General features: G+C 64.9%; 24 protein-coding genes. 12 read left to right on the top strand and 12 right to left on the bottom strand.

Annotated elements, in window-relative coordinates:
* Window positions 1-5 precede the first annotated feature (5 nt).
* Window positions 6-335: a DUF883 family protein gene (locus IPK75_16860; GenBank protein MBK8200019.1), complete on the bottom strand. Its 330-nt coding sequence runs from the start codon at window positions 333-335 to the stop codon at window positions 6-8.
* Between the two features lie 102 nt (window positions 336-437).
* The gene (locus IPK75_16865) at window positions 438-740 is read right to left on the bottom strand and encodes a hypothetical protein (GenBank protein MBK8200020.1); all 303 of its coding nucleotides are present in this window, start codon (window positions 738-740) and stop codon (window positions 438-440) included.
* Between the two features lie 134 nt (window positions 741-874).
* Here IPK75_16865 and IPK75_16870 point away from each other — a divergent pair, with 134 nt between their 5' ends.
* Genes IPK75_16870 through IPK75_16890 form a run of 5 tightly spaced genes read left to right on the top strand, consistent with a single transcriptional unit; the run spans window position 875 to window position 6,196 of the window.
* Window positions 875-2,782: a methylmalonyl-CoA mutase gene (locus IPK75_16870; protein ID MBK8200021.1), complete on the top strand. Its 1,908-nt coding sequence runs from the start codon at window positions 875-877 to the stop codon at window positions 2,780-2,782.
* Window positions 2,783-2,802: 20 nt separating this feature from the next.
* Complete coding sequence (locus IPK75_16875; protein ID MBK8200022.1) at window positions 2,803-3,306, top strand: hypothetical protein; 504 nt, start codon at window positions 2,803-2,805, stop codon at window positions 3,304-3,306.
* Window positions 3,303-5,459: a methylmalonyl-CoA mutase gene (gene scpA, locus IPK75_16880; protein ID MBK8200023.1), complete on the top strand. Its 2,157-nt coding sequence runs from the start codon at window positions 3,303-3,305 to the stop codon at window positions 5,457-5,459. Before IPK75_16875 ends, scpA begins: the two co-directional genes overlap by 4 nt.
* A 12-nt stretch (window positions 5,460-5,471) precedes the next feature.
* Window positions 5,472-5,792, top strand: a complete 321-nt coding sequence (locus tag IPK75_16885; protein ID MBK8200024.1) for a YbjQ family protein — start codon at window positions 5,472-5,474, stop codon at window positions 5,790-5,792.
* A 35-nt stretch (window positions 5,793-5,827) separates the two neighbouring features.
* Window positions 5,828-6,196 (top strand): metallopeptidase family protein, encoded by a 369-nt coding sequence (locus tag IPK75_16890; protein MBK8200025.1) that lies wholly within the window; start codon window positions 5,828-5,830, stop codon window positions 6,194-6,196.
* A 21-nt stretch (window positions 6,197-6,217) separates the two neighbouring features.
* Here the strand turns inward: IPK75_16890 and IPK75_16895 are convergent, their stop codons facing one another.
* A complete protein-coding gene (locus IPK75_16895) occupies window positions 6,218-7,591 on the bottom strand; it encodes a potassium transporter KtrB (GenBank protein MBK8200026.1) in 1,374 nt (457 codons plus the stop codon).
* Window positions 7,592-7,834: 243 nt separating this feature from the next.
* On the opposite strand from IPK75_16895, the gene IPK75_16900 reads away from it, so the two are divergent.
* Window positions 7,835-9,286 (top strand): amidase, encoded by a 1,452-nt coding sequence (locus tag IPK75_16900; GenBank protein ID MBK8200027.1) that lies wholly within the window; start codon window positions 7,835-7,837, stop codon window positions 9,284-9,286.
* Complete coding sequence (locus IPK75_16905; GenBank protein MBK8200028.1) at window positions 9,283-9,684, top strand: GFA family protein; 402 nt, start codon at window positions 9,283-9,285, stop codon at window positions 9,682-9,684. The genes IPK75_16900 and IPK75_16905 overlap by 4 nt, the downstream gene beginning before the upstream one ends.
* Here IPK75_16905 and IPK75_16910 read toward each other — a convergent pair.
* The 5 genes from IPK75_16910 to IPK75_16930 all read right to left on the bottom strand — a co-directional run bounded on the left by IPK75_16910 (window position 9,681) and on the right by IPK75_16930 (window position 14,603).
* Window positions 9,681-10,214 (bottom strand): periplasmic heavy metal sensor, encoded by a 534-nt coding sequence (locus IPK75_16910; protein ID MBK8200029.1) that lies wholly within the window; start codon window positions 10,212-10,214, stop codon window positions 9,681-9,683. The genes IPK75_16905 and IPK75_16910 overlap by 4 nt on opposite strands.
* Window positions 10,211-10,645: a hypothetical protein gene (locus IPK75_16915; GenBank protein ID MBK8200030.1), complete on the bottom strand. Its 435-nt coding sequence runs from the start codon at window positions 10,643-10,645 to the stop codon at window positions 10,211-10,213. The genes IPK75_16910 and IPK75_16915 overlap by 4 nt, the downstream gene beginning before the upstream one ends.
* Window positions 10,642-11,187 carry an RNA polymerase sigma factor gene (locus IPK75_16920; GenBank protein ID MBK8200031.1) on the bottom strand — a complete coding sequence of 182 codons (546 nt, stop codon included), beginning with the start codon at window positions 11,185-11,187 and terminating at the stop codon, window positions 10,642-10,644. The genes IPK75_16915 and IPK75_16920 overlap by 4 nt, the downstream gene beginning before the upstream one ends.
* A 97-nt stretch (window positions 11,188-11,284) precedes the next feature.
* Entirely contained in the window at window positions 11,285-11,866 is a 582-nt protein-coding gene (locus IPK75_16925; GenBank protein ID MBK8200032.1) for a hypothetical protein, read from the bottom strand.
* A 46-nt stretch (window positions 11,867-11,912) separates the two neighbouring features.
* Window positions 11,913-14,603, bottom strand: coding sequence for a bifunctional [glutamine synthetase] adenylyltransferase/[glutamine synthetase]-adenylyl-L-tyrosine phosphorylase (locus IPK75_16930; GenBank protein MBK8200033.1), 2,691 nt, complete (start codon window positions 14,601-14,603; stop codon window positions 11,913-11,915).
* Window positions 14,604-14,760: 157 nt separating this feature from the next.
* On the opposite strand from IPK75_16930, the gene IPK75_16935 reads away from it, so the two are divergent.
* The 5 genes from IPK75_16935 to IPK75_16955 all read left to right on the top strand — a co-directional run bounded on the left by IPK75_16935 (window position 14,761) and on the right by IPK75_16955 (window position 20,966).
* Entirely contained in the window at window positions 14,761-16,551 is a 1,791-nt protein-coding gene (locus tag IPK75_16935) for a M48 family metalloprotease (GenBank protein MBK8200034.1), read from the top strand.
* Between the two features lie 49 nt (window positions 16,552-16,600).
* Complete coding sequence (locus tag IPK75_16940) at window positions 16,601-16,999, top strand: cytochrome c-type biogenesis protein CcmH (protein MBK8200035.1); 399 nt, start codon at window positions 16,601-16,603, stop codon at window positions 16,997-16,999.
* Between the two features lie 144 nt (window positions 17,000-17,143).
* Window positions 17,144-18,688 (top strand): trypsin-like peptidase domain-containing protein, encoded by a 1,545-nt coding sequence (locus IPK75_16945; protein MBK8200036.1) that lies wholly within the window; start codon window positions 17,144-17,146, stop codon window positions 18,686-18,688.
* A 22-nt stretch (window positions 18,689-18,710) separates the two neighbouring features.
* The gene (locus IPK75_16950) at window positions 18,711-19,409 is read left to right on the top strand and encodes a response regulator transcription factor (protein ID MBK8200037.1); all 699 of its coding nucleotides are present in this window, start codon (window positions 18,711-18,713) and stop codon (window positions 19,407-19,409) included.
* A 33-nt stretch (window positions 19,410-19,442) separates the two neighbouring features.
* Window positions 19,443-20,966, top strand: coding sequence for a HAMP domain-containing protein (locus IPK75_16955; GenBank protein MBK8200038.1), 1,524 nt, complete (start codon window positions 19,443-19,445; stop codon window positions 20,964-20,966).
* On the opposite strand, the gene IPK75_16960 is transcribed toward IPK75_16955, so the two are convergent.
* The 4 genes from IPK75_16960 to IPK75_16975 all read right to left on the bottom strand — a co-directional run bounded on the left by IPK75_16960 (window position 20,947) and on the right by IPK75_16975 (window position 25,370).
* Window positions 20,947-22,845, bottom strand: coding sequence for a heme lyase CcmF/NrfE family subunit (locus IPK75_16960; protein MBK8200039.1), 1,899 nt, complete (start codon window positions 22,843-22,845; stop codon window positions 20,947-20,949). The two genes, IPK75_16955 and IPK75_16960, sit on opposite strands and share 20 nt — an antisense overlap.
* Complete coding sequence (locus tag IPK75_16965) at window positions 22,842-23,267, bottom strand: cytochrome c maturation protein CcmE (GenBank protein MBK8200040.1); 426 nt, start codon at window positions 23,265-23,267, stop codon at window positions 22,842-22,844. The genes IPK75_16960 and IPK75_16965 overlap by 4 nt, the downstream gene beginning before the upstream one ends.
* A gap of 61 nt (window positions 23,268-23,328) precedes the next feature.
* Window positions 23,329-23,943, bottom strand: coding sequence for a hypothetical protein (locus IPK75_16970; protein MBK8200041.1), 615 nt, complete (start codon window positions 23,941-23,943; stop codon window positions 23,329-23,331).
* Complete coding sequence (locus IPK75_16975) at window positions 23,940-25,370, bottom strand: ATP-binding protein (GenBank protein MBK8200042.1); 1,431 nt, start codon at window positions 25,368-25,370, stop codon at window positions 23,940-23,942. The genes IPK75_16970 and IPK75_16975 overlap by 4 nt, the downstream gene beginning before the upstream one ends.
* Between the last annotated feature and the right edge of the window lie 4 nt (window positions 25,371-25,374).

The raw sequence follows: 25,374 nt of genomic DNA on the forward strand, positions 1-25,374 counted from the left end.
CCGGCCTAGCGCCGCATCAGCAGGGAAAGGGCGAAGCCGACCCCGAATGCGATGGCGAGCGACTGGATCGGGCTTTCCTTGACGTTGCGAACGAGGTCTTCCTCAAGCGTTTCTGCCCGGTCGCGCACGTCCTCGAACTTGTCCGATGCGGCGCGCTTGATGCCCTGCGCGGCGTGGCCGGCGGCGCTCTTTGCGTCGCCAGCCACTTCAGTCGAGGCGGTCTTGAGGGTCTTGAGGATGGCATTCACGTCGTCACGGAGGGCGGCAAACTCGGCGCGAAGATCTTCGGCGGCTTGCTTGGCGTGTTTGGAGGCGCTGGTTTCATTGTCCGACATGGCGCGGATTCCCTTCTGGAGCTGTGCCAATAGCAGTCATATTTGGCCCCTGCCCTGTTGCAGGCAAGACCTACGCCACTGTTAGCTTGTCTTTACAACTCACTAACGGGGCAGTTGTTCCCTCATCAATTGCAACCACGCCTGCTGGCGGTGGACCATCGAGATCAGGTCACCGGGGTCTCCGGCCTCGATCAGCCGATCAAGCCAGAGACCAAGCACATTCGCCTGCGAATCGATCCAGTCGCCGAGGGGGCCTGCCGGTTCAGCCGGGGAGGAAACAGCTTGCGGCGGCGGGTGGGGTGCGAAAGGACAGGTGTGGCAATTGCCCGGCGTTTCGGCTGCGGTACTGCCGCCGGATTGAGGCATCCGGGCGGGCGGGGCATCGACGCGTCGGGACGGGCGCATGGCTTGGTCTCCAGTTTTGCGAATAATTCTCAATCGCAAATCGGTCAGAGGAAGTCAAGGCGTCAGGCGAAGTGTCACGATGTCCCAAAGGAAACGGTTCACAACACCCTGCCGAATGCCCTAAATCCCGGCGCATGGCAGACGACATCCTCCCCTTCAGTTCCGCATTTCCCGAAGCAACCGAAGCCGACTGGCTGAAAGAGGTCGAGAAGGCCCTGAAGGGCAAAGGCGTGGAGACGCTGACCCGGAAGACAGCCGACGGGATCGGCATCAAGGCGCTTTATCGCGAGAGCGACTTCGGCGGTGCATCCGACCCGCTCGGCGCGCCCGGTGCAGCGCCCTACCTGCGCGGCAAAACGGCGGCGCCAGACAAGTGGCTGCCATGGGACATCCGGCAAGCCTTCGCGCACCCCTCCCCCTCCGAAACCCATGCAGAGATCCTGCGTGACCTGGAGCGCGGCGTCTCGTCTATCGAGCTTCGCGTGGATGGCACCGGCGCGGACGGGGTCCAGATCTGCACGCTCGATGATTTCAAGACGGCGCTGTTCGGCATCGATGCGTCCATCGCGACGATTGCGCTCGACTCTGTGGGCGGCATGGGCGCGCGGACCGCTGCGCTGCTCGGCCAGTGGGCCGAGGATCAGGGCGACGCGAAAAAGCTGAAGCTCGACTTCAACATGAACCCGTTGGGCGCGCTGGCGAAGACCGGCAAGCTGGGCGGCGGGCTCGATGCGGCCGTGGCCAAGGCGGGCGCGCTCGGCGCGGCGCTGGCCGCCAAGTTCCCGGCGGCGAACCTGTTCCGGATGGACGGGGCGCTGGTGCATGAAGCGGGCGGATCGGAGGCGCAGGAACTGGCGGCGCTGGTCGCGTCGGCGATCGACACGCTGCGCCGGCTCGACGGCGTGATGGACGCGAAGACGGCCGCAGGCCGCATGACGTTTGCGGTGGCGCTGGACGCGAATTACGGCATGGGCATCGCGAAGCTGCGCGCGGCGCGGCGGCTCTGGGCGCGCTGCCTTGAGGCGCTCGGATTGCCGGCCGCGCCGATGGTGCTGCAGGGAATCTCGTCGGCGCGGATGCTGACGAAGTATGATCCGTGGACGAACATGCTGCGCGGCACGGCGGCTGCTTTTGCGGGCGCAGTTGGCGGGGCGGACATCCTGACGGTGCGGGCCTTCAACGAGGCGCTGGGACTGCCCGAAGAGCTGGGCCGCCGGATCGCGCGCAACACGCAGGTCATCGCGATGGAAGAGAGCCAGCTCGGCCGCGTGGCGGACCCGACGGGTGGCGCCTGGTTTACGGAGACACTGGCGGAGGATCTCGCGCAAGCGGCTTGGGCCGAGTTCCAGAAGATCGAAGGCGAAGGCGGCTATGGCGCCTCGCTGGTTTCCGGCGCGTTCCAGGCGCGCGTGGCGGCCGTGCGCGAGGCGCGGGCGAAGGACATTGCGAAGCGCAAGATCCCGGTGACGGGCGTCAGCGAGTATCCGCTGCTCGAAGAGATCGGCGCGCCGGTCGCGGATGTGGCGCCGACAAAGGCGCGCGCTGTGTCGGACGATGCAATCGCGCATTTCGTGAAGAGCGTTCCGGCGCCGGGCGCCGACACGGTTGCCGACGCGCTGAAGCCGGTTCGGCTTGCGGCGGCGTTCGAGGACCTGCGCGATGCGGCAGCCAAGGCGGCGAAGACGCCGTCGGTGTTCCTCGCGACGCTGGGCAGCCTCGCCGAATTCACGCCGCGTGCGGACTTTGCGCGCAACTTCTTCGCGGCCGGCGGGATTGTCTCCAAGGAACCGCCGGTGCCGCCGAAATCGCCAGCTGAGCTGGCGGCAGCGTTCAAGGCGTCGGGTTGCCGGATCGCGGTGCTGTGCGGGAATGACAAAGGCTACGAAGCGGGCGCGGCAGAGGCGGCGGAGGCATTGAAGAAAGCGGGGGCGCAGCGCGTCTGGCTCGCTGGCAAGCACGAAGGCGCCGGCATTGATGCGAACATCTTCATGGGCGCAGATGTGGTACACCTGCTGAAACTTGCGCAGGCCGAGCTCGTATGACGCGGTTAAATCTATCCGGTGTGACTGTAGCCGCAACCATTGTCGCGTCGGTATCTTGTTCCGCGCCGGCAAACGCGGCTCTGAGCAATGCAGATGTTGAAGGGCTGTGGATTTGCAACATGGAGCATGTGGCACGCGACGGCACCCGTCTTATTGTCACTGAACATGATTACTATTCGACCTCTGGCTCCTATGAGTCGATTGGGACGGCTGTTGTCGTGTTCGACGACATCGGCGACCAAATTCGGTGGATGTTCATAGCAACGGGCACATTTGCTGTTGTGGAAGGTGAAATTCTTCACACCATAAAATCGGCGAAGATGTCGGCGCTTCCCGTCGTAGGCTTCACACACATGGTCAACGAAGATGTTGCGGAGATGGTGGAAACTATCGTTGGGCCACTTGGAGGCACCGATTTCGACTACTCGGTACAAGTGCTCCAACATGATCAGCATCAAATGACGACCGAAGCTGAAGAAGGCCACATTCAAAACTGCCATAAATCAATTGAGGGCGCCCAATGACCAAGTTCCCCGATTTCACGAAAGTTGATCTCGACGCCCCCACCGCCAAGGCAGCCAAGCCGAAGCTGGGCGAAGCCTGGGAGACGCCGGAAGGCATCGCGGTGAAGACCGCCTACACGGCCGCTGACCGCGCCGGGCTGGACTTCGTCGATGACTATCCGGGCCTGACGCCGTTCGGCCGCGGCCCCTACCCCACCATGTATACCAACCAGCCCTGGACGATCCGTCAGTATGCGGGCTTTTCGACGGCTGAGGATTCCAACGCGTTCTACCGTCGCAACCTGGCGGCTGGGCAGAAAGGCCTGTCGGTGGCCTTCGACCTCGCGACCCACCGCGGTTATGATTCCGATCACGTGCGCGTCTCGGGTGATGTCGGCATGGCGGGCGTCGCCATCGACTCGATCCTCGACATGCGCACGCTGTTCTCGGGCATTCCGCTCGACCAGATGTCGGTGTCGATGACGATGAACGGCGCCGTGCTGCCGATCCTCGCGCTCTATATTGTGGCGGCTGAGGAACAGGGCGTGCCGCCGGAGAAGCTTGCCGGAACGATTCAGAACGACATTCTGAAAGAGTTCATGGTGCGCAACACCTATATCTATCCGCCGAAACCCAGCATGCGGATCATTTCGGATATCTTCGCCTACACGTCGCAGAAGATGCCGAAGTTCAACTCGATCTCGATTTCCGGCTATCACATGCAGGAAGCGGGCGCGACGGCAGACCTTGAGCTCGCCTACACGCTGGCGGACGGTATCGAGTATATCCGCGCGGGTGTTGCCGCCGGGCTCGATGTCGACGCGTTTGCCCCGCGCCTGTCCTTCTTCTGGGCGATCGGCATGAACACGTTCATGGAAGTCGCCAAGATGCGCGCCGCGCGCCTGATCTGGGCGAAACTGGTGCAGGAGAACTTCGCGCCAAAGTCGACCAAATCGCTCAGCCTGCGGACACACTCGCAGACTTCGGGCTGGAGCCTCACGGCGCAGGACGTTTACAACAACGTCATCCGCACCTGTCTTGAGGCGATTGCGGCGGCGGGCGGACAGACGCAGTCGCTGCACACCAACAGCTTCGATGAAGCGCTCGCCCTGCCGACGGACTTCTCGGCCCGCATCGCGCGCAACACGCAGATCCTGCTGCAACAGGAAGCGGGCGCCTGCCAGTCGATCGACCTGTTCGGCGGCAGCTATTATGTCGAGCGCCTGACGCACGATCTTGCCGAAAAGGCACTGAAGCACATTGCCGAAGTCGAAGCGATGGGCGGCATGGCGAAAGCCATCGAACAGGGCCTGCCGAAGCTGCGCATTGAGGAAGCCGCCGCGAACACGCAGGCGCGCATCGACAGCGGCACGCAGACCGTGGTGGGCGTCAACAAGTTCCTGCTCGACGAGGACGAAGATGTCCCTGTGCTGAAGGTCGACAATGCGGCCGTGCGCCGGATGCAGCTCGACAAGCTCGCGCGCCTGAAGAAGGAACGCGATGGCGCCGAAGTTGAAGCGAAGCTCAATGCGATTGCGGAAGCGGCGGCGAGCGGGAAAGGCAACCTGCTTGCACTCGCCGTCGATGCGGCGCGCGCCAAGGCGACGGTGGGAGAAATTTCGGAAGCCGTTGAGCGCAGCCAGGGACGGCACAGCGCGGTCATCCGCTCGATCAAGGGTGTCTATGGCGGCGGCGTGAAAGGCAATGACAAGGCCGAGCAGGCCAAGGCGCTGGCGGCCGCCTACGTGAAAGCCAACGGCCGAAAGCCGAAGATCTACATCGCCAAGATGGGTCAGGACGGGCATGACAGGGGCCAGAAGGTCGTTGCTTCAGCACTCATGGACCTTGGCTGGGAAGTCGAGATCGGCCCGCTGTTCCAGACGCCGGAAGAAGCGGCGGCGGACGCGCGCAAGGCAGGCGTGGATATCGTGGCCGCCTCGTCGCTCGCGGCAGGTCACTTGACGCTGGTGCCGGAATTGAAGCGCGCGCTGGGCAACGAAGGCGCAGCGAACGCGCGGATCATTGTCGGCGGGGTGATCCCGCCGCAGGATTTCGACGCGCTGCGCACAGCAGGTGCGGCGGCGATCTTTCCTCCGGGTACGGTCATTGCCGACAGCGCGATCCGCATGCTGGAATTGCTTTCGGGCGACCCGGCACTGACAGCGGCCGAATAAGGAAGATTGCGCATGATCCTTTCCACCACCTCATCCATCGAAGGCCGCAGCATTTCGGCCTACAAGGGCATCGTTTGCGGCGAAGTGATTATCGGCGCGCATATCGGCAAGGACATCCTGGCGAGCTTCACGAACCTCGTGGGCGGGCGGTCCGAGTCGTACGAGAGCACAATTCGCGAGACGCGCGATGATGCGCTGCGCGAGATGGTGGAAGAGGCCGAGAAGCTGGGCGCGAATGCCATCGTCGGGATCAAGTTCGACTATGGCGTGGTCGGACAACAGGGCTCGATGATGATGGTCGCCGTATCCGGCACGGCGGTCGTGCTCGCGTGAGCGCGCTGACCAGCGTTGCACCGTCCGCGGATGAAATGCTCCTGCTGGCCGAGCGCTGCTTTGCCGAGTTGCCCGAATTCATGCGCAAGCCCGCCGGCGACGTGCGGATCCTCGTCGCTGACTATGCCGAAGACTCATTGCTCGACGAGATGGAGATCGACGACCCGCTGGAGCTGACCGGACTCTATACCGGCGTGCCGCTGACCATCGAGAGCATCACGCAACCTTCGTTTGAGCGACCCCTGATCCACCTCTACCGCCTGCCCATCCTGTTCGAATGGGCGCAGCGCGGCGACGTGACGCTCGAGGAGCTGGTCACCCACGTCTTCATCCACGAACTCGGCCACCATTTCGGCTGGTCTGACGAGGAGATGCACATCGCGCTGGACGAGGACGGCGACTGAGCCGCCCTGCCCTTTGCGGCGTCATACGAGGAGGTCACCCGTGCGGCGGGGCGGTTCCTTGTTGGCAGACGACGCCAGCGCGATGCCGAATGTGAGGATGCCGACGCGGCCAGCGAACATCAGCAGGATGATGACGGCCTTGCCGATTTCCGAGAGTCCGCCCGTGAGTCCCATGCTGAGTCCGACGGTGCCGATGGCCGAGAAAGCCTCGAACAACAGCGCTTCGAAATCGGCGCCGGCTTCCGTCAGGCAGAGCACGAAGACGGCGGGGGTCATCAGCATCACGAAATAGGCCGACGAGGCCGCGGCGAGACGGACGCGGTTTTCCGGGATGACGCGTCCGAAGAAGGAGACATCCGGTTGACGGCGAACGGTCGAGCGCACGAGGCCGACCATGGCCGCGAAGGTGGTGATCTTGAGACCCCCGCCGGTGCCCGAAGGCGCCGCGCCGATGGCCATGAAGAAATACAGGATCACGATGGCCGCAGGCGCGAGGGCGCCGATCGGCACCGTATTGAAGCCCACCGTGGTCATGGCGGTCATCGCCTGGAAGAAGGCAGCGAGCAGCCGGTCGGTTGACGGCAAGGCTGCGATGCCGGGATCGGCGAGAAACAGGATGACCGTGCCGATGGCAAGGAAGGCGAAGGTGAGGCGCACGATCACCTGGCTGGTAAAGCTGACCTGCACAGACCGGTTGGTCAGACTGCGCCAGACGTCAAACACGATCAGGAAACCCATCGCGCCGAGCAGCGAGAGGACAGATACCGCAGCGTTGACCGCGAAGTTTCCGCGGAAGTCCTCAAGGCTGTTGGGGTTGAGGCTGAATCCGGCTGTGCAAAAGGCTGAGACTGAGTGGAAGATGGCGCTCCACGGGGCGTCGCGAACGCCGGCGGCGGCAAAAGCGAAATAAAGGGCAACGGCGCCGAGCGCTTCGATGACGAGCGTGAAGATCACGACCGTCCGGATAAAATGCACCGTGATGATGTTTTCGGGCAGCGTGAACGCCGTGCGCGCCAGCCGCTCGCGCAGCGGCGACAGGTGCTTCACCGTTGCCAGCATGATGAATGAGCCGAGCGTCATGTAACCGATGCCGCCCGCCTGGATCAGCATCAGGATGATGACCTGCCCGAACAGGGTATAGGTCGTACCCGGATCAACCGTGACCAGTCCGGTGGTGGACACGGCGGAGACGGCAGTGAACAGGTTGTCGAGCGGGGTAACCGGCACGTTGCGCGCGATAGGCAGGCAAAGCATGCACCAGCCGAGAAACATGTACAGGCCGTAGCCCGCCAGGATCAGCTTGGTGGGGTGGACCCGCCGCATCAGGCGGTGGGTGTGCAATGAGACGACCGCAAGGGACTTGCGGGCAGCTCCGATCATACGCTGCGGGCGCATGGGAATCCTTCTCGTTGTGAGGGGGGGGTGTCGGGTGAAGAGTGCGGCGCGGGGAGCGCCTGACTTATCGTAACCAATCCTTGCGATGCGCAATGGTCAAAGCCGGCCAGCGCTTCATGTTGCAGCGCAATATCACATGCCGGAGACGGAATCCACCCTTCCCGCCGATTGCGTCTCGCGGCAGCTTACGTAAGAACGATCAGCGCTGTCCGGCGCGCCGATGGAATCAGGGATCGCAGACAGATGACGTTTACCGCAGACACCGATGGCCTTGGCCTCGCCGAACTCGTCCGGACCCGGCAGGTCACGCCCGCAGAACTTCTGGAAGCAGCCGTGGCGCGGGCCGAGTCGGCGCAGGAGAGAATCAACTGCTTCGCAGCGCTCTACCCTGAACTCGCGCGCGAGCAGATTGCGAAGGGCGGATTGCAAGGCGCCTATGCGGGCGTTCCGTTCGCCACGAAGGATCTGGGTGTCGCTGTCAAAGGCGCGCCGCTGACGGGCGGAAGCCGCGCCTACAAAGATGTCGTGGCGACAGAGGACTCCACCCTGACCCGGCGGTTCCGCGAAGCGGGGCTAGTGTTTTTCGGATCCACCACGACACCGGAATTCGGCCTGACGCTGACGACTGAATCCACGCTGTTCGGACAGACACGCAATCCCTGGGATCGCACGCGCATCGCCGGCGGTTCGTCCGGCGGCGCGGCGGCGGCGGTTGCGGCGGGTGCGATTCCAGTTGCGCACGCCAGCGATGGCGGCGGGTCGATTCGCATCCCGGCAGCGTGCTGCGGCGTGTTCGGGCTGAAGCCATCACGCGGGCGCATGCCGATGGGCCCGGCGCGCACCGAGGGCTGGAATGGTCTGTCTACGGTACTTGTCGTGAGCCGCACCGTGCGCGACAGCGCGGCGATGCTGGACCTGACACACGGCCCGGAAACCGGCAGCCGCTATGTCGCGCCGCCGCCCGCGCGGCCTTACCTGTCAGAGCTGGAGCGCGACCCGAAACGCTTGCGGATCGCGCTCTGGCGCACGGCGCCGAACGGAACCGTGCCGGACGCGGACGCCTCCGCTGGCCTCGCGGCAACGGCGAAACTGCTCGAAAGCCTTGGGCATGTTGTGGTCGAGGCCGGCCCGATCCTCAACGGCGAAGCGCTCGGCAAGGCCGCGCTCTTCACCATCGGCGCGAATATCGCGGCGCAGCTGGACGAGCACGGCGCCGCGCGCGGGCGGCCAGTCGGCGATGACGAGATCGAGCCGATCACCGCCGGCATGGTGCGCCTCGGCCGGACGGTTCCGATGGTTGAATTGGCGAAGGCCAACAATGCGTTCATCACGGCCGCTATCCAGTATGAGCATTTCCTGGATGCTGGTGGATTCGATCTGACACTGTCGCCGACCTTGCACCGGGCGCCGGACCTGCTCGGCACGATGGCGTTGACGGCCGATCCGAACCGGATGGCCGATGCGGTAGCAGGATTTGCGCCGCACTGCGCCGTGTTCAACCAGATGGGCGCGCCAGCAATGTCAGTGCCGCTGCACTGGACGGCGCCGACACCGACCGCGCCGGGCGGCCTGCCGATCGGCATGATGTTCGGCGCGCGCCACGGACAGGAAGGCCTGCTGCTGAGCCTTGCCGGCCAGCTGGAGCGGGCGGCACCCTGGGCGCACCGCCGGCCGCCGGAATGGGTGGGCGGATGACAGGCGCCGCGCGCGACTGGCACAAGGGCGGCTGCCATTGCGGCGCCGTACGCTTCGAGGTCGAGCTGCCAAACGCCTTCGAAGCTGAAGACTGCAATTGTTCGATGTGCGCGATGAGTGGCAACATTCATGTGATCGTGCCGGCGAACCGGTTCCGGATTGTTCAGGGGGCTGACAATCTCGGCACCTACACGTTCAACACCGGGCGCGCGAAGCACCTGTTCTGCAAGACCTGCGGCATCAAGAGCTTTTACATCCCCCGGTCAAATCCGGACGGGATCGCCGTAACATGGCGCTGCCTCGACGAATGGGAGACATTCGAAGTGACGGTCGCGCCGTTTGATGGACAGAACTGGGAAGCGAATGCCGGGCGGCTGGCCCACAAGTCGAAGGACTAGGGCATTTCCTCTTCGGCGCCCGGCGGAGGGGGCGGACTGCCTTCCCGGCGCTCACGGAATTTCTCCAGCCGATCGTGCCGCTTGCCGCGCTTCTCGAGATTTCCTCCGATGAGCTTGGCCACGAGTTCACGCTGATCGGGCGACAGGTCACCGAGCCCTTCGAACATGCGGTCGGCGACTATATCTCGTGCGACCTTGTCGGCCTCGCGCAGATCAGCGAGTGCGGCGCGGGCGGCCGTCTCATCATAGGGTTCGGCCTTCAACACCTCGGCGAGCCGGCGCTCGTATCCGCGCCGCGCCTCAAGCGCCTCGCGGCCAGCTTCGAAGCTTTCGTGCATGAGGGTGCGCACCGCCGCGCGGTCTGCGGCGCTCAACTCGATGCCCGGCCGGTCGCGGCCGGGATCACGGTCGGGGCCGCCTTTCGGCGGGGCTTTCAGGAAGATGCCTGCGATCAGTCCCAACAACACGAGGTTGCCCAGAACGGACAGCGTCAGCAGGAACGGGAAGCGGCGGGGTTGTGGGTCGCTCATTCTGCGAGCTCCTCGGCATAGGCGGCAGGGTCGAAGCCGAGCGCGTGCTCGAGCACGGTGGCTGCTTCGTCCGTTTCGTTAGCGGCGCTGGCGGCAGGCGCCACCATGACGCCCATCATCAGGCCCGCAGCGAGCGCAGCGAAGCCGCTGGCAGGAGCCCAAGGCTTGAAGCCCGGAAAACGGAAGCGGCCACCCGCAGCCCGCGGCTTCGGCGCAGACGCGATAAGGGCTTCGGTCAGCGCTGGCGACGGCGTGATCTCCGGCAGGCGGGCGATCGCGGCGTCCAGCACACGGGCTTCAGCCAGCGCTGCGGCGAAACGGGCCGGGTGCGCGGCGAGCAAGGCACGCGCCTCGGCGCGCTCCTGCTCGGGAAACGCAGCGGGGTCAGCGCCCCAGGCTTCGATGAGTTCAATCAGACGGTCTTCGGTCATGCGCTGGTTCTCCCTTCCAGCAACTGTGCGCGCAAGGTGCGCCGCGCGCGGGCGAGCAGGCTTTCGAGCGCTTCAACGCTCACGTCGAGGATTTCCGCCGCTTCGGCCTGTGAATGGCCCTGAAGGGCGCAGAGGGTCAGCGCGGCGCCCTGGCGTTCGGGCAGCGCGCCGATCGCCGCTTCGATGGCCGAGACACGTTGTGTCTGGTCAAGCGCATCGTGCGGCGCGAGGCGGGTGTCGGAGATGTCGGGCAGATCGCCCGGCAGCGACTCCTTGCGCTTGCGCAGACGGTCGTAGCAGAGATTCAGGGCTACGCGGTGCAGCCAGGTCGAGAACTTTGCGCGCGGCTCCCAGTTGGGCAGAGCCTTCCAGGCCCGGAGGAACGTTTCCTGTGTCACGTCTTCGGCCTCCGTGCGGTCGCCGAGCATGCGGGTGGCAAGGCCGAGCACGCCGGCACTGTAGCGATGGACAAGCGCGCGAACCGCAGCGGGATCCCCCGCTGCGGCCCGTGTGATCTGGTCGAGGTCAGACGTGAAGGCCACGCGGCAAACCCTATCCGATTCCGGGCCGGAGACCCGAGAGGCAATCGCAGGGGGGATGCAATCGCCATCGCATGGCTCCGGCCCGGTTCAGGGGTTCTTACTGTTCGGCCGGCTTGTCCCGCCATTTGCCGCGGTGCTCCTTCATCTTGGCCTTGGCGGCGTCCATCTCGGCTTTCGAGACGTTGCCGTCACCGTCCGTATCGAGCTTGCCGAAGCGTTCGAGATGGCTGGCCGTGAACTCAGTCTGGCTCCAGCGTCCGTCGCCATTGGTGTCGACGGCTGCGAAGTGTTCAGCGCCCTTGGCCTGCATCGACGCCTTGCGGGCTTCGCGCTTGGCTTCCCAGGCCGCAGCTTTTTCCGGATCAGCATCGGCGCGCGGCTTGCGCGGCTCCTTGCCTTCCGCCCTCTCGGCCCATTTGGCCTTCATTTCGGCGCGGTGCGCTTCATGGCTGGCCTTGAGTTCCTCCTGGGTCAGGAAACCGTCGGCATTGCCGTCGATCTTGGCGAACTGCGCGATCGCCGAGGCTTCGGCTTCGCCCTGGGTGATGACACCATCAGCGTTCGTGTCGAGCTTCTCCAGATGGCCGCCGCCGCCCTTGTGGCCGTGAGCGAAGGCCGCCATCGGCATTGCCAGCGCGAGGGTCAGCGCAGAGGCCGCCGCGAGCGTGAGTTTTTTCATGAGTGATCTCCTTGATGATCCCAGCGCTCGTAAAACGGGGGGGCCGTCAGGATTCCGTCGCCGTCAGGTGCAGTTTTTCGCAGGCGAGCTGGTGGACCCGTGCCTTGACGCCGGACAGGCGGCTTTCAAGCGCCTCAAACTCGGTTTCGCCGGCTGCGCGGCAGAATCGCGCCTTCAGGCCGGCAGGCATGTCGCCCTCGACCGGGCCACTGCCAAGCGCCAGGCGCTGCAGCTGTTGCATCGAGGACAGGAGATTCAAAGCGGCGCGCAGGAAGCACCAGTCCTCGCTTTCAGCGCCGTCGGCGTCTGCGAGACCGGACAGTGCATGCGCCGTATTCGGACGAACGAGGTCCGGCCGGGCGCGCAGCAACATTTCCTGCTGCGCCATGAACTCGATGTCGATCAGGCCGCCTTCCGCTGTCTTCAGGTCCCAAAGTCCTTCGCTTGGCTTTTCGCGGTAGAGTGTCTGGCGCATGGCCGTGATGTCAGTGGGGATCGCCTTGCGCCGGGGACTGCGCGCGCGGGCACTTATGGCGTCTGCGGCGATCTGGTGAACGGCCGCGCCGAGTTCGGCGTCGCCCGCCGCAAACCTGAGGCGGGTGAGCGCCATATGCTCCCAGGTCCACGCCTCTTCATTCTGATAGTGGCGAAACGCGTCAAGACTCACGGCCACCGGTCCTGCCCGGCCCGACGGCCTCAAGCGCATGTCGACTTCGTAGAGTTCGCCTTCTGCCGTCGGCGCGGTGAGGCCCGTGATCAGGCGCTGGGTCAATCGCGTGAACCAAGTCTGCGCGCCGTCCGCGTCCGCTTCGTAGATCACGATCAGGTCGAGGTCCGAGCCGGCTGTCATTTCCTCGCCGCCAAGCTTGCCCATGCCAAACACCGCCCAGCGACCCGGCGGCTTGCCATAGCGGCGAGTAGTCTCCCTGACGGCGACTTCTGCCATGAAGCGGATCGTGTCATCGGCCAGCAGCGTCCAGACCTGCGCGGCGACATCCGACGCGATCAATCCGTGCAGCAGCCTGTGACCGGTGAGGAAGCTTTGCTCGCGGTGATAGCGCCGCCAGTCGTCCAGCGCGGCATCGAAGGTCGACGTGCCGGGCTCTGGCGCCTTCGGGATGGTGTTCGCCACCAGCGCTTCCAGCAAGTCTGGCCGGCGGGCGAGGATACGGGCGAGACGCGGCGCAAGGGCGAGCGTGGCGACGAGGTCAGCCAGCAGCTCAGGCTTGGCGAGCAGCATGGAAAGCGTCTGCACGCCCGACGACAGCCCTTCGAAGAAGCGCGAGAACCATAGAAAAGCGGTGTCCGGTTCGCCGGTCTCGCCCATCGCCTCCAGCATGCCTGGCAGGATCGCAGTCAACAGTTCGCGCCCGCGCGCCGTGCGTGTCGCCGGCACCCGGCCGCGGTGCCAGTTGCGGATCGTGTCAATGGCTGAGGAGGCGTCCGAAAAACCGAGACCCGCCAGCGTTTTGACCGTACCCGGATCATCGTCCACGCCGGTGAAGACCAGGTTGCCAAGCGCATGCGTGGTCGCGGCCCGGTCTTCCTGCGCGAACAGGCCGTCATAGGCCGCCTGCACCTGCTTTCGGGTGTCGAGCAGGTCGCGGTCGAAGTCTTCCAGCGCGCCGCATCCGCAGAGGTAGGCCAGGCTCTCGCGTTCGGCCGGGTCGGCAGGTACCGTGTGGGTCTGCTCGTCCTGACGCATCTGGATGCGATGCTCGACATTGCGCAGCGCCTTGTAGGCCGTCTCGAGCTGGTGGGCGGTTGAGCGCGCCACGACGCCGGCATCGGCAAGCGCTGCCAGCGCGCCCAGAGTGGTGTTGTCGCGCAGCGCCGTGTCGCGGCCGCCGAGGATGAGCTGCTGGGTCTGCACGAAGAACTCGATCTCGCGAATGCCGCCGGGCGCCAGTTTCACGTCCGGCGACAGGGCACCTTGTTCGTCGGCGCTGATCTTGTTGTTGATCATGCGCTTGATTGCCTGGATATCGCCGATCGCCCAATAGTCGAGGTTTCGGCGCCAGACATAAGGCTCCATGCGCGCGAGGAACCGCTTGGCAGACGCAAGGTCGCCGGCGGCGGGGCGGCCCTTGATCCAGACCATGCGCTCCCAGTTCTGGCCGACGCTTTCGTAGTAGAGTTCTGCCATCTCGGTCGACACGGCAAGCGGTGTAGAGGACGGGTCCGGGCGCAGGCGAAGGTCGGTGCGGAAGACGTAGCCGTCCGCGGTGATCTCATCCATGATGCGCACTACATCACGGATCACGCGCTGCGCCGCGTCGCCGGGGTCGCGTTCTCCGCCATCGAACCGGTCCCGGTCGTAAAAGGCGGCTATGTCGATGTCGCTGGAATAGTTGAGTTCGAAGGCGCCCATCTTGCCGAGGGCCACCGCGAAGATCCCGTCCGGCTGTAGACCGCGCGCCGCGAGCGAGACACGAAGGGCCGCCTCCAGGCTCTCGTTCGCGAACTCTGTCAGCGCGTGCGTGACGCGCATCACGCCGCGTGCGCCGCTCAGGTCGTCACCGGCAAGGGCGAGGTGCGCCGTCAGCTTGGCAGCGCGCAGCGCGCTCATCGCGTCGGCGATCGGCGTGTCGGCGGGCATGGTCCGCACCCTGGCCAGCGCCTCATCGAACGAGCCAGAGATGCCCCGTTCACGCAGACGCCTGAGGTAAGGCGCGTGGGGCTCAGCCGCTTGCAGGGCAGCGGCACACTCAGGTGCAAGCGGGCGGATGGTCAGCATCGTCCACGCTTAGCCGACGCCGCTGCGCACGACAAATCCCAACCGGCTCAAGGCGCTGGGCGCCGCCGGCCCGGACACTCCGCCGAGACGGGCGTTGACAGCCGTGACATTCGGCGGTTCGTTCAGTCAAGCAGGCGGGATAGTCAGGGGGACAGTCATGCTGCGGATACTTCGGCTGATCGCCGTGCTGACAGTGATACCCCTCGTCGGGATCGGGGTCGCCATCGCCCGTTTCTGGGGCGACGCGCCGGTCGACCTGGCCAGCCTGCAACCTGCTGGTAGCCAATTGTCGGCCTGCATTACGGCAATTCTTGGCGCGCCCGCAGAGACTGCCTGCGGAGACGCAACCGGGTTCGGTTGGCTGGGCATTGCCTCGGTCGGAGTCCTGATCCTTTCGTTCGGGCTCGTGCCCTTGTCGCGCCTCGTAGCGATGCTGCTCGGCGTGCACCGCAGCCTGCTGTCGATCGGCTTCTGGCCGTACGCGCTTCTGACCACGATACTCGTCGGCTTCGTTTCGCTCGTTCACGCCGGCATCTTTGGCGCTGCGGCCTACATGACGCTGCAATTCTGGTTCGGCATTGAAAGCAACCTGCTGCTGATCGCCATCGGCATGGTTCTCGTCGGCGCCATGTATGCGATCGTGCGGGGGCTGGCGGTCTTCTTCACGCGCCCGAAGTCGTACATCGCAGCGCGGCCGGTGACGTTTTACGAATACCCGCGGCTGGGGCTCGTGGTGCGCGACATCGCCAAGAAGCTCAGTGCCCGGATGCCCGACAATGTCGTGATCGGACTGCAGCCTACGTTCTTCGCCACCTCGTCGCCGGTGTTCACGCCGTATGGCAAGGCGCCGCTGAAAGGGCAGACCCTGCACCTATCGCTGCCCCTGATGTGCCATTTCACCGAAGGTGAACTGAAGGCCGTCATCGGACATGAGCTGGGGCATTTCTCGGGCGGTGACACGACCTACACGATGCGGTTTGCGCCGGTCTACATGGGGCTGACCACGGCGAGCGAGGTATTCTCCGCCAAGGACCGGCCCCTGACGCGGCTCCTCTCGATGCCGGCGAAACTGCTGATCGACGACCTGATCTACGCCTTTTCGATCGTTGAGCGCCGGATCGGCCGGGCACGCGAGCACCGGGCTGACCAGAGTGGCGCCAAAGTGTCTTCGCCGGAAGACATCGCTTATTCGCTGCTGAAATCGTCCCTGCTCGGATCAATCTGGAACGAGCAGATGCAGAGCCTTGTGGAACGCGGCATGAAAGGACGGTTCTCGCGCAATGTGGTGCGCAATTTCGCTGAAAGCGTTCGGCTGGATGTTGACCGCGCCCGGATCGCACCCCTGCTGCAGTTCGCGCTGGGCGACAGCGTGCCTCACCCCGTCGACACGCACCCGGCGACCGAAGACCGGATCGAGGCGTTCGGGCTGAGCCTCGGGGAGATATGCTCGGAAGACGTGCTCCTGCACCGCTTCTTCGAGGCCCCGAAGGTCACCGACGGCCTCGACAACATGATCGCCCTCGAAGAAGACCTCACGGCCCTGCAATACCATCTGTACGCCGAGCTCTGGCCCAAGGATGACGACAGCGAGCGGTCAATCGACGACATCTTTCTCATGCTGCTGGTCGATTTCCTGGCCCTGATGGTCACGATCGACGGCAGCGTCGACGACCGGGAAATCCACGAGGCTGAAGCCCGCGCGATCGAACTGTTCGGCAATTTCGACCGCGAGGCGTTCCGCGAGCGTTGCCGCGCGCCGGACCAGATTCCCTCGCTCGACAAGATGATCTCGTTCGCCAACAAGCTGCTGACCGAGACCGGCATCGAGAACCTCAAGACCGTCCTGCAGCGCATCGCCAATGCCGACGGCGTGGTGCAGGATGCCGAAGCGCGCTTGCTCGCCCTCCTTGAGGCATCGCTGGTATCCGAGCCGCCGGACGCTGCCTGAGGCGACTTGGGCCGTATCGCGCAGGCCGGTGATTTGCTAGGCAGGCCGCATGAAAACGATCCTCGCCGCCGCGTTCATCGCCATGCTCGCTGAAGCCCCGCTTGCCGACCCGGACGCCGAAGCGCGCGCGCAGTCGCTGATGCGGGAAATCCGCTGCGTCGCCTGCGAGAACGAACCGGTGTCCCAATCCTCGGCCGCCATCGCGGAAGACATGCGCGTGCGTATCCGCGAGATGGTGGACGCCGGCGCGAGCGACACCGAAGTGCGCGACTGGTTTGTCAGCCGGTATGGTGAATTCGTGCTTTTCCGCCCGCCGGCGCGCGATGTTTCGGGCTGGCTGCTTTGGGGCCTGCCATTCGGCCTGCTGGCAGTCGGGGCGGCTACGGGCATATTCCTCGCCCGGAAGGGTGGCCGTGCAGCGCCTCAAATCGAGGCGGAAGAGGTCTGAAACCGGACGGCTGCCGACGCAGAAATGCGTTCCAATCCTGCCGAATTCACCTAACTGTCTTTTAATGACCACATTGCCTGTGGCATGTTTATGTTCTGTCTCGTCGCCGGAAAAAGCGGCAAATTCAATTCTTTGGAGTGCTTGATGAGCAAAATTGGGGTTTCGGCCCAGACGCTGATGGCCGCCGCGTTTGGCGCAATGATCATGGGTTCAGCGGTTGCCGTTCCAAAATTGTTCGCGCCGGAAGCTGGCGCCCAACCCATCGCAATCCAGGCGCCGCCGGGCGCGCCGCTCAGCTTCGCGGACCTGATCGAGAAGGTCGAGCCGGCCGTCGTGTCGGTCAACGTCGTCTCCACGCAGGAACTGAGCAGCCTCGGCGACATGGACGAGTTCTTCGAACAGTTCCGCGGCATGCCCGGGCTCGAAGACTTCTTCGAACAGCGTAAGCAGCAGCAGGAACAGGAAAGCCCCCGCACGCGCGAATCGCGCTCGCTCGGCTCCGGCTTCTTCATTTCGCAGGACGGCCTGGTGGTGACCAACAACCACGTGATCGACCGCGCCACCCAGATCCAGGTCGTGATGAGCGACGGCCGTGAGCTCGACGCCGAACTCGTTGGCACGGATCCGCTGACCGATCTTGCGGTCGTGCGCGTCAAGCAGCCCGGCCCCTACCCGTATGTGAAGTTCGGCACCTCGCACGAAATCCGCAAGGGTGACTGGGTGGTCGCGCTCGGCAACCCGTTCGGCCTTGGCGGAACGGCTACCGCCGGTATCCTGTCGGCCGATGGCCGCGAACTCGGCGCCGGCAGCCCGTACACCGACTTCCTGCAGATCGACGCCCCGATCAACCGCGGCAACTCCGGCGGCCCGACCTTCGACCTGAAGGGCAATGTGATCGGCGTGAACTCGCAGATCCTGTCTCCCACCGGCGGCTCGGTCGGCATCGGCTTCGCCATCCCGGCTGAACTCGCGAAAGAAGTCACCGACGTGCTGATCGAGAAGGGCCGCGTCTCGCGCGGCTGGCTCGGCGTGCAGATCGGCGACCTGACGCCCGAGTTTGCCGAGGCCCTCGGCCTCGACGACGTCAAGGGTGCGCTGATCGCAGACGTGACCACAGGCAGCCCCGCCGAGCGGGCCGGCCTGAAGCGCAATGACATCATCCTGTCGGTCAATGGCACCAAGGTGACCGACTCCACGTCGACCACCCGCCTTGTCGGCAAGCTGATCGCCAACACGCAGAACGAATTCGACATCCTGCGCGACGGCAAACCGAAATCGATCAACGTCACCGTCGGTGAGCGCCCAGCCGATGCCAGCGCCGTGGCAACACCTGGCGGCCGCAATGGTGGCCCGGCAGATCCGGGCGCGCCGTCAGCCGTTCCGGGCAAACTGCTGCCGGACTTCGGCGTGCGGCTTGAGCCGCTCGACGAAGCGACCCGCACAGCCCTCGGCCTGCGCGTCGGCGACACAGGCCTTGCGATCACGGAAGTGACAAAAGACGGCGTATTCGAGAAAGCGGGCTTTGAGCCGGGGATCGTTATCCTCGAAGCCAATGGCCGGTCGGTGCCTTCGGTCGAAGCATTCGAGCGGGCCATCTCGGAAGCCAAGGCCGCTAACCGGTCGAAGGTGCTGCTGGCCCTGCGGGTCGGTCAGGTGACCAACTACCGCACCATCGACATACCCAAGTAACCCTATGCTTACGGAGCCTCAGATGGCGGATACGCTGCACAATCGTTCTCTCAAGGTCCTTGTGATCGAAGACGACAACGAGATGGCGAACTTCATCGAGAAGGTTCTCGAGGATGCCGGCCATGACGTCGAATGCGCCCGCGACGGGGCAGCCGGGCTTGCCCGGGCCCGCGCGGCCGAGTTCGACGCCCTGGTCGTCGACCGCATGCTCCCCGAGAAGGACGGCCTCACGCTGATCCGCGAATTCCGGGATGCCGGCGGCACCACGCCGGCCCTGTTCCTCTCGGCGTTGGGCGATGTGCAGAACAAGGTCCAGGGCCTGAAGGCGGGTGCCGAGGACTATCTCGGCAAGCCATTCGTCCCGGCAGAGCTGGCCGCCCGTGTCGAGGCCCTCGGCCGGCGCCAGGGCGCAGAACCGCAGGTGACGGTGCTGAAGGCCGCAGATCTTGAAATGAACCTGCTGACCCGCAAGGTCACGCGGTCCGGCAAGAAGATCGATCTTCAGCCCCGCGAATTCCGCCTGCTGGAATACCTGATGCGTCATGCTGGCCAGGTTGTGACGCGCACGATGCTGCTGGAGAAAGTCTGGGACTACAATTTCGATCCCCAGACCAACGTCATCGATGTGCACGTCTCCCGGCTGCGCGCCAAGATCGACAAGGACTTTCCTGAGCCCCTGCTCCAGACCGTGCGCGGCGCCGGCTACCGCCTGCAGGGCTAGACTGCGATCATGGGGGCTGGCACCTAGTCGCCCATGAAGCTGCCTTCTGCCTGGCCGGCCTGGCTTTCCCTTGAGCGTATCGCCAAGCTGCCCGCGAAGATCGCCGGGCGGCTTCCGGTGCTGCCTGAGGATATCCGCTTCCCGATCCCCGACCGTGTGCGCAAGGCGATGCCGGTCTTCGTGCGCACGACGACCTTCAAGCTGGCGCTGCTCTACAGCTTGATGATCGCCGCCTTTTCGGGCGCCTTGCTGGCCTATCTCTACTATTCGACCGTCTACTACATCCGGGTCGAGTCCGAACGGCGGATCACGGTCGAGTTCGAGCAGCTTGCCAACGCCTACTATACCGGCGGCATGCAGCGCCTCAGCCAGTCCGTGTTCGAACGGATGACGCTGTCAGGCTCGCCCTTTTACTACTACCTGGAAGACACGTCCGGCCGAAAGATCGCCGGCCACTTCCCCCGCCTTCCGGATGACCCGCCAGAGTCGGGTATGAAGACGGTCTATTTCGATTTCGAACTGCCACAGCCCGATGGCTCGAAGGTGCTCCGACCGGCAGCGGGCCGTATCGTGCGACTGCGCGACAACGGCGGCGCCCTGATGGTGGCCTTCGACACGGCGCAGCAAACCGTTATCGTTGACCGCATCCAGAGCGCCATCCTCGTCGCGGCGCCGGTGGCCCTGATCCTCTCCTTGTTCGGCGGCGTTCTGATCACGCGCGGCGCGGCGCGGCGCGCGGAGGAACTTGCCAAGACCGCGGAGGCGGTAATCGGCGGCGAGCTCAGCCGGCGTGTGCCGGTGCGCGGAACCGGTGACGAATTCGACCGCCTCGCGCAGCGGATCAATGCGATGCTCGACCAGATCGGCAAGCTCGTCGAAGCATCACAGAACACCGGCAATGCCATCGCACACGACCTGCGCTCGCCGCTCACCCGCCTGCGCAACCGGCTCGAGATTGCGCTGACAAAGCCGATGACGGAAGAAGACGCCAACAACACGCTCGGCGAAACCGTGGAAGAAGTCGACCGCGTGCTGGACACGTTCAATGCCATCCTGCGTCTCGCGCGCCTTGATGCGGGTACGGAAGGTCTGCGTGTGCGCATGGACCTCAGCGAAGTGGCCGAGGAGCTCGCCGAGCTGTTCGACCCCGCCTGCGAGGAAGCCGGCCTCACCTTCAGGAGCCAGATCACGCGCAACCAGCTGGTACTGGGTGACCGCGAGCTGATCGGACAGGCAATTTCAAACCTGATCGACAACGCCATCAAATACACGCCGGCTGGCGGCTCGATCTCGCTCAGCGTGACACGCGGCCCGGAGGCCATGATCGACCTGACCGTTCTGGACACCGGCCCTGGCATTCCGGACGGCGAACGGAGCAAGGTGATCGAGCGGTTCCACCGCATGGACTCGGCGCGCACCCAGCCGGGATCGGGGTTAGGCCTGTCGCTGGTGCAGTCGGTGGCCGATCTTCACGGCGGCGAACTGGTACTTGCCGACGGCACAGGCCCGAAAGAGACGCCCGGTCTCAAAGCAACGCTCAGGCTTCCGCGGGCCTGACCCGGCGCACCGGCCATAGGCCGAGCAGCGCGCCAAAACCGATCAGCACGACGCCCAGATAGATGAAGTCGATCAGCGGGTTGAAGTAAACGCGGAACACCCAGCGCGGCTCGCCATCCACTTCGCGCGCATCTCCCAGCGCGGCGTAGAGGTCGCCTGTGCCAGTCTTGTGGATCGCCGTTTCGGTCGTCGGCATTCTTGCTGCGGGATAGTAGCGCTTCATCGGCTCGAGGATGGCACTTGCGCTGCCTTTGCGGGCGTTCAGTACAGCGCGGTCTGCATACCAGTTTGGTCCTTCGACCGAGCGTACGTCGTCGAGCGTTATGGTCCAGCCGGCAACGGTGCCCGAGCCGCCGGCTGGCAGGGCAAGTGTCGCCTCGTAGCGTCCCGTGGTCTCGACGACCGCGCCGATCACGAACAGCCCGAGGCCGATATGCGCCAGGGTCATCGACCAGACACGGCGCGGCAGCTTGAACACACGGCCCGGCGCGATCGCGCGGCGCTTCAGTTCCCAGACCGCGCCGAATACCAGCCATGCGCCAATCGCCAGTCCGAACGCGGCCCCGGCGGGAATATCCAGCGGGCCAACACCGAGCAGCACGAATGCCAGCACCAGCGCAGCGCCGCCGCCTGCCCAGCGCAGCCAGCCCTTCACATCTGCCTTGCCCCACGCCCAGGCCTGCACGACCGGGAGAAGGATCAGGATGAGCACAAGGATGGGCACGAAGGTGAGATTGAAATAGGGCTCTCCCACCGAGACGGTGCGCCCGAACGATTCCGCGATCAACGGGAACAGCGTGCCGAGCAGCACGGTCAACGCTGCCACAATCAGCACGACGTTGTTGGCCATCAGCGCGCCTTCGCGGCTGATCAGGGTCCAGGCCTTGCCGCCTTCGAGCTTTGGCGCCCGCCACGCGAACAGGCCGAGGGCGAACCCGCCATAGACCAGCAATCCTGTCAGCAGCAGCGTCCCGCGCTCGGGGTCCACCGCAAAGGCGTGCACCGATGTCAGCACACCGGACCGGACGAGGAAGGCGCCGAGGATGGAGAAGAGGAATGCCAGGACGGCAAGCAACGCAGTCCAGGCGGCGAAGCCTTCGCGTTTCTCCGTCACGACTACCGAGTGGAGCAGCGCCGCCCCGATCAGCCAGGGCATGAGGGATGCATTCTCGACCGGGTCCCAGAACCACCAGCCACCCCAGCCGAGTTCGTAATAGGCCCAGTAGGAGCCAAGCGCGATGCCTATGGTCAAAGGTGCGAACGCCGCCAGCGACCAGATGCGAGCCTCCTTCGCCCAGATCCGGTCGATACGCCCTTCGAGCAGCCCGGCAGCGGCAAGCGCAAAGACGAACGAATAGCCGACATATCCGAGATAGAGCATCGGCGGGTGGATCGCGAGCGCCGGGTCCTGCAGCAGCGGATTGAGGCCGGCGCCCTGGAAAGGCGCGGGGTCAAGCCGAAGGTAGGGCGAGGACGCGAACAGCAGGTAGGCCAGTGCGCCGCTCGCGAGCAGGCCCTGGATCCCCAGCGCGCGCGCTTCGAACGTCTCGCGGCCGGTCGACATCAGCGCCGCCGCAGCCGCCCCGAAGCCGAGCGTGACAAGGCACCAGAGCGCCATTGAGCCCTCATGGTTGCCCCATGCGCCAGCAATCTTGTAGGCGAGCGGCTTCAGCGTGTGCGAATTGTTGGCGACCAGTGCCACTGAAAAGTCAGACGTGACGAAGGCGTGTATGATCGTCAGGAATGAAAGGGCCATCAGGCCGAACGCGGAAATCGCGGCGAGCCCCGCCGCACGGCGAGCGCCCCTGAAGCCGAAGACGCCCTGTGCGAGCGACAGGGCGAGCGCAAGGAAGGCGGCGAAATGGCCGGCCTCGATCATCCGCCCGCCTCGAGCGGTTTCAATTCGCGCGGCTGGTAATTCTCGTCATGCTTCGCCAGCAACTGACGTGCGGTGAAGCTGCCGTCGGGATTGAATGCGCCGGTGGCCACCACCCCTTGCCCTTCACGGAAAAGGTCAGGCGCAACACCGGTAAAGCGAACGGTGATCGTGTTCGGGCTGTTGTCGATGACCGTGAATTGCATCGTCGCGCCGCCATCCTCATAGGTCAGGGTGCCGGGCTCGACCCAACCGCCCACCTTGACCACCCGGCCAGCCTTGGGAAGGCCGTTCTCAGCCAAGATCTGCGGCGTGTAGAAAAGGTTTACGTTCGCGCGACACGCATAAAAGGTCAAAGACATCGACGCCACTAGAAAGGCAGCGGTCAGGAGAAAGGTGTAGAGTCGGCGGGTCCGGGCGCGCATCCGGCTTGTATACGGCCCACCGGCCGGTTTGGGGAGTGCGGCAGATGCAGCGGCGCGCCGCCTATTGCGGCGGTGAGACCTCGCCGCCCTGCCCGATTGCCTCGATCATGCCCCGGAATCGCTCGCGGCGGGGGTCATCTTCCGGGAGCCGTGCGTAGATATAGCGCATGGCTTGTTCCGCCTTTTCCTGGTCGCCCGCCTGAGCCGCGCCCATGGCAGCCCACATGCCCGCACGCACCTGCGTTTCGTCGAGCTGGTAGGCTCGTGCATACAGGCGCGTCGCATCCGCCCCGACCGCGCCGCCGCTCAGTTCAACCAGCACGTCGGCGAGCGCCAGCAAGGCCGGCACATAATCCTCATTGCGCCGCAAGGCGGACTGGTAGGCCCGAAGCGCGTCCTCAGGACGGCCCTGGGCGCGCAGCATCTCACCGATGAAGAAGTGCGGCTCCGGCGCTTCCGGCTGGTCGCGGACAGCTTGTTCCAGCCGCGACAGCACCTCTGCCTGCGTAAGCGATTCCGGATCGCTGGCGATTTTCGCCGCCAGTGCCGCCTGCCGCGCCTCCATGGGCGCGTCTTCCATGCCGGGCTTTCCCACGACGACATAGCCCGCCACACCAAGCGCCAGGCACACCGCCAGGACAATGGTATTCGAACGCGAGAGGATGCCAGCCATCATGGGCGCGGGAACCGCAATGTTGCGCGCAGGCCGCCCGATGCGGCCTCGCCGAGTTCAAGCTGGCCCTTATGCAATTCGGCGAGTTCCTTGACAATCGACAGACCCAGCCCGGTACCGGGCGTCGTCTCGTCGAGGCGCACGCCGCGCTTCAAGGCAGCGGCGCGTTCGCTCTTGGACAAGCCCTTGCCATCATCCTCCACCGCAATGGACAGTTCCTGTGGCCGGTCGCTGATCGTCACCTTGACTTCGGTTGCCGCCCATTTGCAGGCGTTCTCCATCAGGTTTCCGATCATCTCCTCGAAGTCCTGCTTCTCGCCCCGGAACACCGCAGACGCGCCGCCCTCCACGGTGACATCGATCCCCTTGGCATCAAACAACCGGTTGAGCAGCCGGGCAAGCCCGTCGATCACCGGCCGGACGTCCGTGCGCGCACCGATCGTTTCCGCCCGCGCGGCCATGCGTGCGCGCTTCAGATAGTGTTCGACATTGGTCTGCATGGCTTCCGCCTGGCGGCGCACGACATCGTCCAGCTGTGTCTGACCGGCCGCTTCGTTCTTGAGCACCGCGAGCGGCGTTTTCAGCGCGTGCGCGAGATTGCCGACATGTGTGCGGGCACGCTCGACCACTTCGCGGTTGTGCTCAATCAACATGTTGAGCTCTTCCGTCAACGGACGAACCTCTGCTGGATAGTCGCCGACGAGCTTTTGCGCCTCTCCCTCGCGCACCTTCGCGATATCCGACTGGAGGCGCGTCAGCGGATTGAGGGAATACCGGATACCGAGCACCATGGCCGCAAATACGCCGCCGAAAAGGGCGATCATCGTGCCGAACAGCAGGTTGCGGAACTGCCGCGCGGCGTTGTCGCTGGGTGTTCGGTCTGCAGCTGCGAGCAGGATCAACGGCGTCGGCCGGTTCTCGATCACGATCGCCTGCACCGCCACGCGCGAGCGCTGGTCGGCCGGCCCGGCATAGTTGCCGAACTGTGTGACGCCCGGCGCGGCCGCCGCGCGCGCAACAAGCTCCGGCGTAACCGGCACGTCTTCATCCCAAAGGCTCTTCGAGCGGAAGTCGCCGGCGATCGACATGTCGGGATTGAGCCCCACCACCGCCCAGTATTGTCCCGAATACTGCGTCTGGAAGCGCGCATCGCTCGGGAAGAAGTCCCGGTCAGTATTGGTGATCCGGCCGTCGGCGAGGAAAGCATCTTCGCGGATCAGCTCGCGCGAAAGGGTGATGAGCGTTTCCTGCAGGTCCTGCTCGACCAGCGAAAGCGTCTGCGCGCGGTAGACAGCCGACAGGGCGAGCGCGCCGCCGATAAGCACGAAAACGCCCCATATCGCCGCTGCGATGGTGATCCGCCGCGCGAGCGATACGCTCGACCAACGGTCGATCAGGCTCTTTCGGGCAGGTTCAGCGGCCTCGCTCATGGAG

This window comes from Acidobacteriota bacterium (genome assembly GCA_016712445.1).
In the GTDB taxonomy this organism is placed as follows: domain Bacteria; phylum Pseudomonadota; class Alphaproteobacteria; order Caulobacterales; family Hyphomonadaceae; genus Hyphomonas.

Excerpts from the sequence above, each read along its gene's own strand:
- IPK75_16860 (MBK8200019.1), bottom strand. The coding sequence starts at position 335 with ATGTCGGACAATGAAACCAGCGCCTCCAAACACGCCAAGCAAGCCGCC.
- IPK75_16865 (MBK8200020.1), bottom strand. The coding sequence starts at position 740 with ATGCGCCCGTCCCGACGCGTCGATGCCCCGCCCGCCCGGATGCCTCAA.
- IPK75_16870 (MBK8200021.1), top strand. The coding sequence starts at position 875 with ATGGCAGACGACATCCTCCCCTTCAGTTCCGCATTTCCCGAAGCAACC.
- scpA (MBK8200023.1), top strand. The coding sequence starts at position 3,303 with ATGACCAAGTTCCCCGATTTCACGAAAGTTGATCTCGACGCCCCCACC.
- IPK75_16885 (MBK8200024.1), top strand. The coding sequence starts at position 5,472 with ATGATCCTTTCCACCACCTCATCCATCGAAGGCCGCAGCATTTCGGCC.
- IPK75_16890 (MBK8200025.1), top strand. The coding sequence starts at position 5,828 with ATGCTCCTGCTGGCCGAGCGCTGCTTTGCCGAGTTGCCCGAATTCATG.
- IPK75_16895 (MBK8200026.1), bottom strand. The coding sequence starts at position 7,591 with ATGCGCCCGCAGCGTATGATCGGAGCTGCCCGCAAGTCCCTTGCGGTC.
- IPK75_16900 (MBK8200027.1), top strand. The coding sequence starts at position 7,835 with ATGACGTTTACCGCAGACACCGATGGCCTTGGCCTCGCCGAACTCGTC.
- IPK75_16905 (MBK8200028.1), top strand. The coding sequence starts at position 9,283 with ATGACAGGCGCCGCGCGCGACTGGCACAAGGGCGGCTGCCATTGCGGC.
- IPK75_16910 (MBK8200029.1), bottom strand. The coding sequence starts at position 10,214 with ATGAGCGACCCACAACCCCGCCGCTTCCCGTTCCTGCTGACGCTGTCC.
- IPK75_16915 (MBK8200030.1), bottom strand. The coding sequence starts at position 10,645 with ATGACCGAAGACCGTCTGATTGAACTCATCGAAGCCTGGGGCGCTGAC.
- IPK75_16925 (MBK8200032.1), bottom strand. The coding sequence starts at position 11,866 with ATGAAAAAACTCACGCTCGCGGCGGCCTCTGCGCTGACCCTCGCGCTG.
- IPK75_16930 (MBK8200033.1), bottom strand. The coding sequence starts at position 14,603 with ATGCTGACCATCCGCCCGCTTGCACCTGAGTGTGCCGCTGCCCTGCAA.
- IPK75_16935 (MBK8200034.1), top strand. The coding sequence starts at position 14,761 with ATGCTGCGGATACTTCGGCTGATCGCCGTGCTGACAGTGATACCCCTC.
- IPK75_16940 (MBK8200035.1), top strand. The coding sequence starts at position 16,601 with ATGAAAACGATCCTCGCCGCCGCGTTCATCGCCATGCTCGCTGAAGCC.
- IPK75_16945 (MBK8200036.1), top strand. The coding sequence starts at position 17,144 with ATGAGCAAAATTGGGGTTTCGGCCCAGACGCTGATGGCCGCCGCGTTT.
- IPK75_16950 (MBK8200037.1), top strand. The coding sequence starts at position 18,711 with ATGGCGGATACGCTGCACAATCGTTCTCTCAAGGTCCTTGTGATCGAA.
- IPK75_16955 (MBK8200038.1), top strand. The coding sequence starts at position 19,443 with ATGAAGCTGCCTTCTGCCTGGCCGGCCTGGCTTTCCCTTGAGCGTATC.
- IPK75_16960 (MBK8200039.1), bottom strand. The coding sequence starts at position 22,845 with ATGATCGAGGCCGGCCATTTCGCCGCCTTCCTTGCGCTCGCCCTGTCG.
- IPK75_16965 (MBK8200040.1), bottom strand. The coding sequence starts at position 23,267 with ATGCGCGCCCGGACCCGCCGACTCTACACCTTTCTCCTGACCGCTGCC.
- IPK75_16970 (MBK8200041.1), bottom strand. The coding sequence starts at position 23,943 with ATGATGGCTGGCATCCTCTCGCGTTCGAATACCATTGTCCTGGCGGTG.
- IPK75_16975 (MBK8200042.1), bottom strand. The coding sequence starts at position 25,370 with ATGAGCGAGGCCGCTGAACCTGCCCGAAAGAGCCTGATCGACCGTTGG.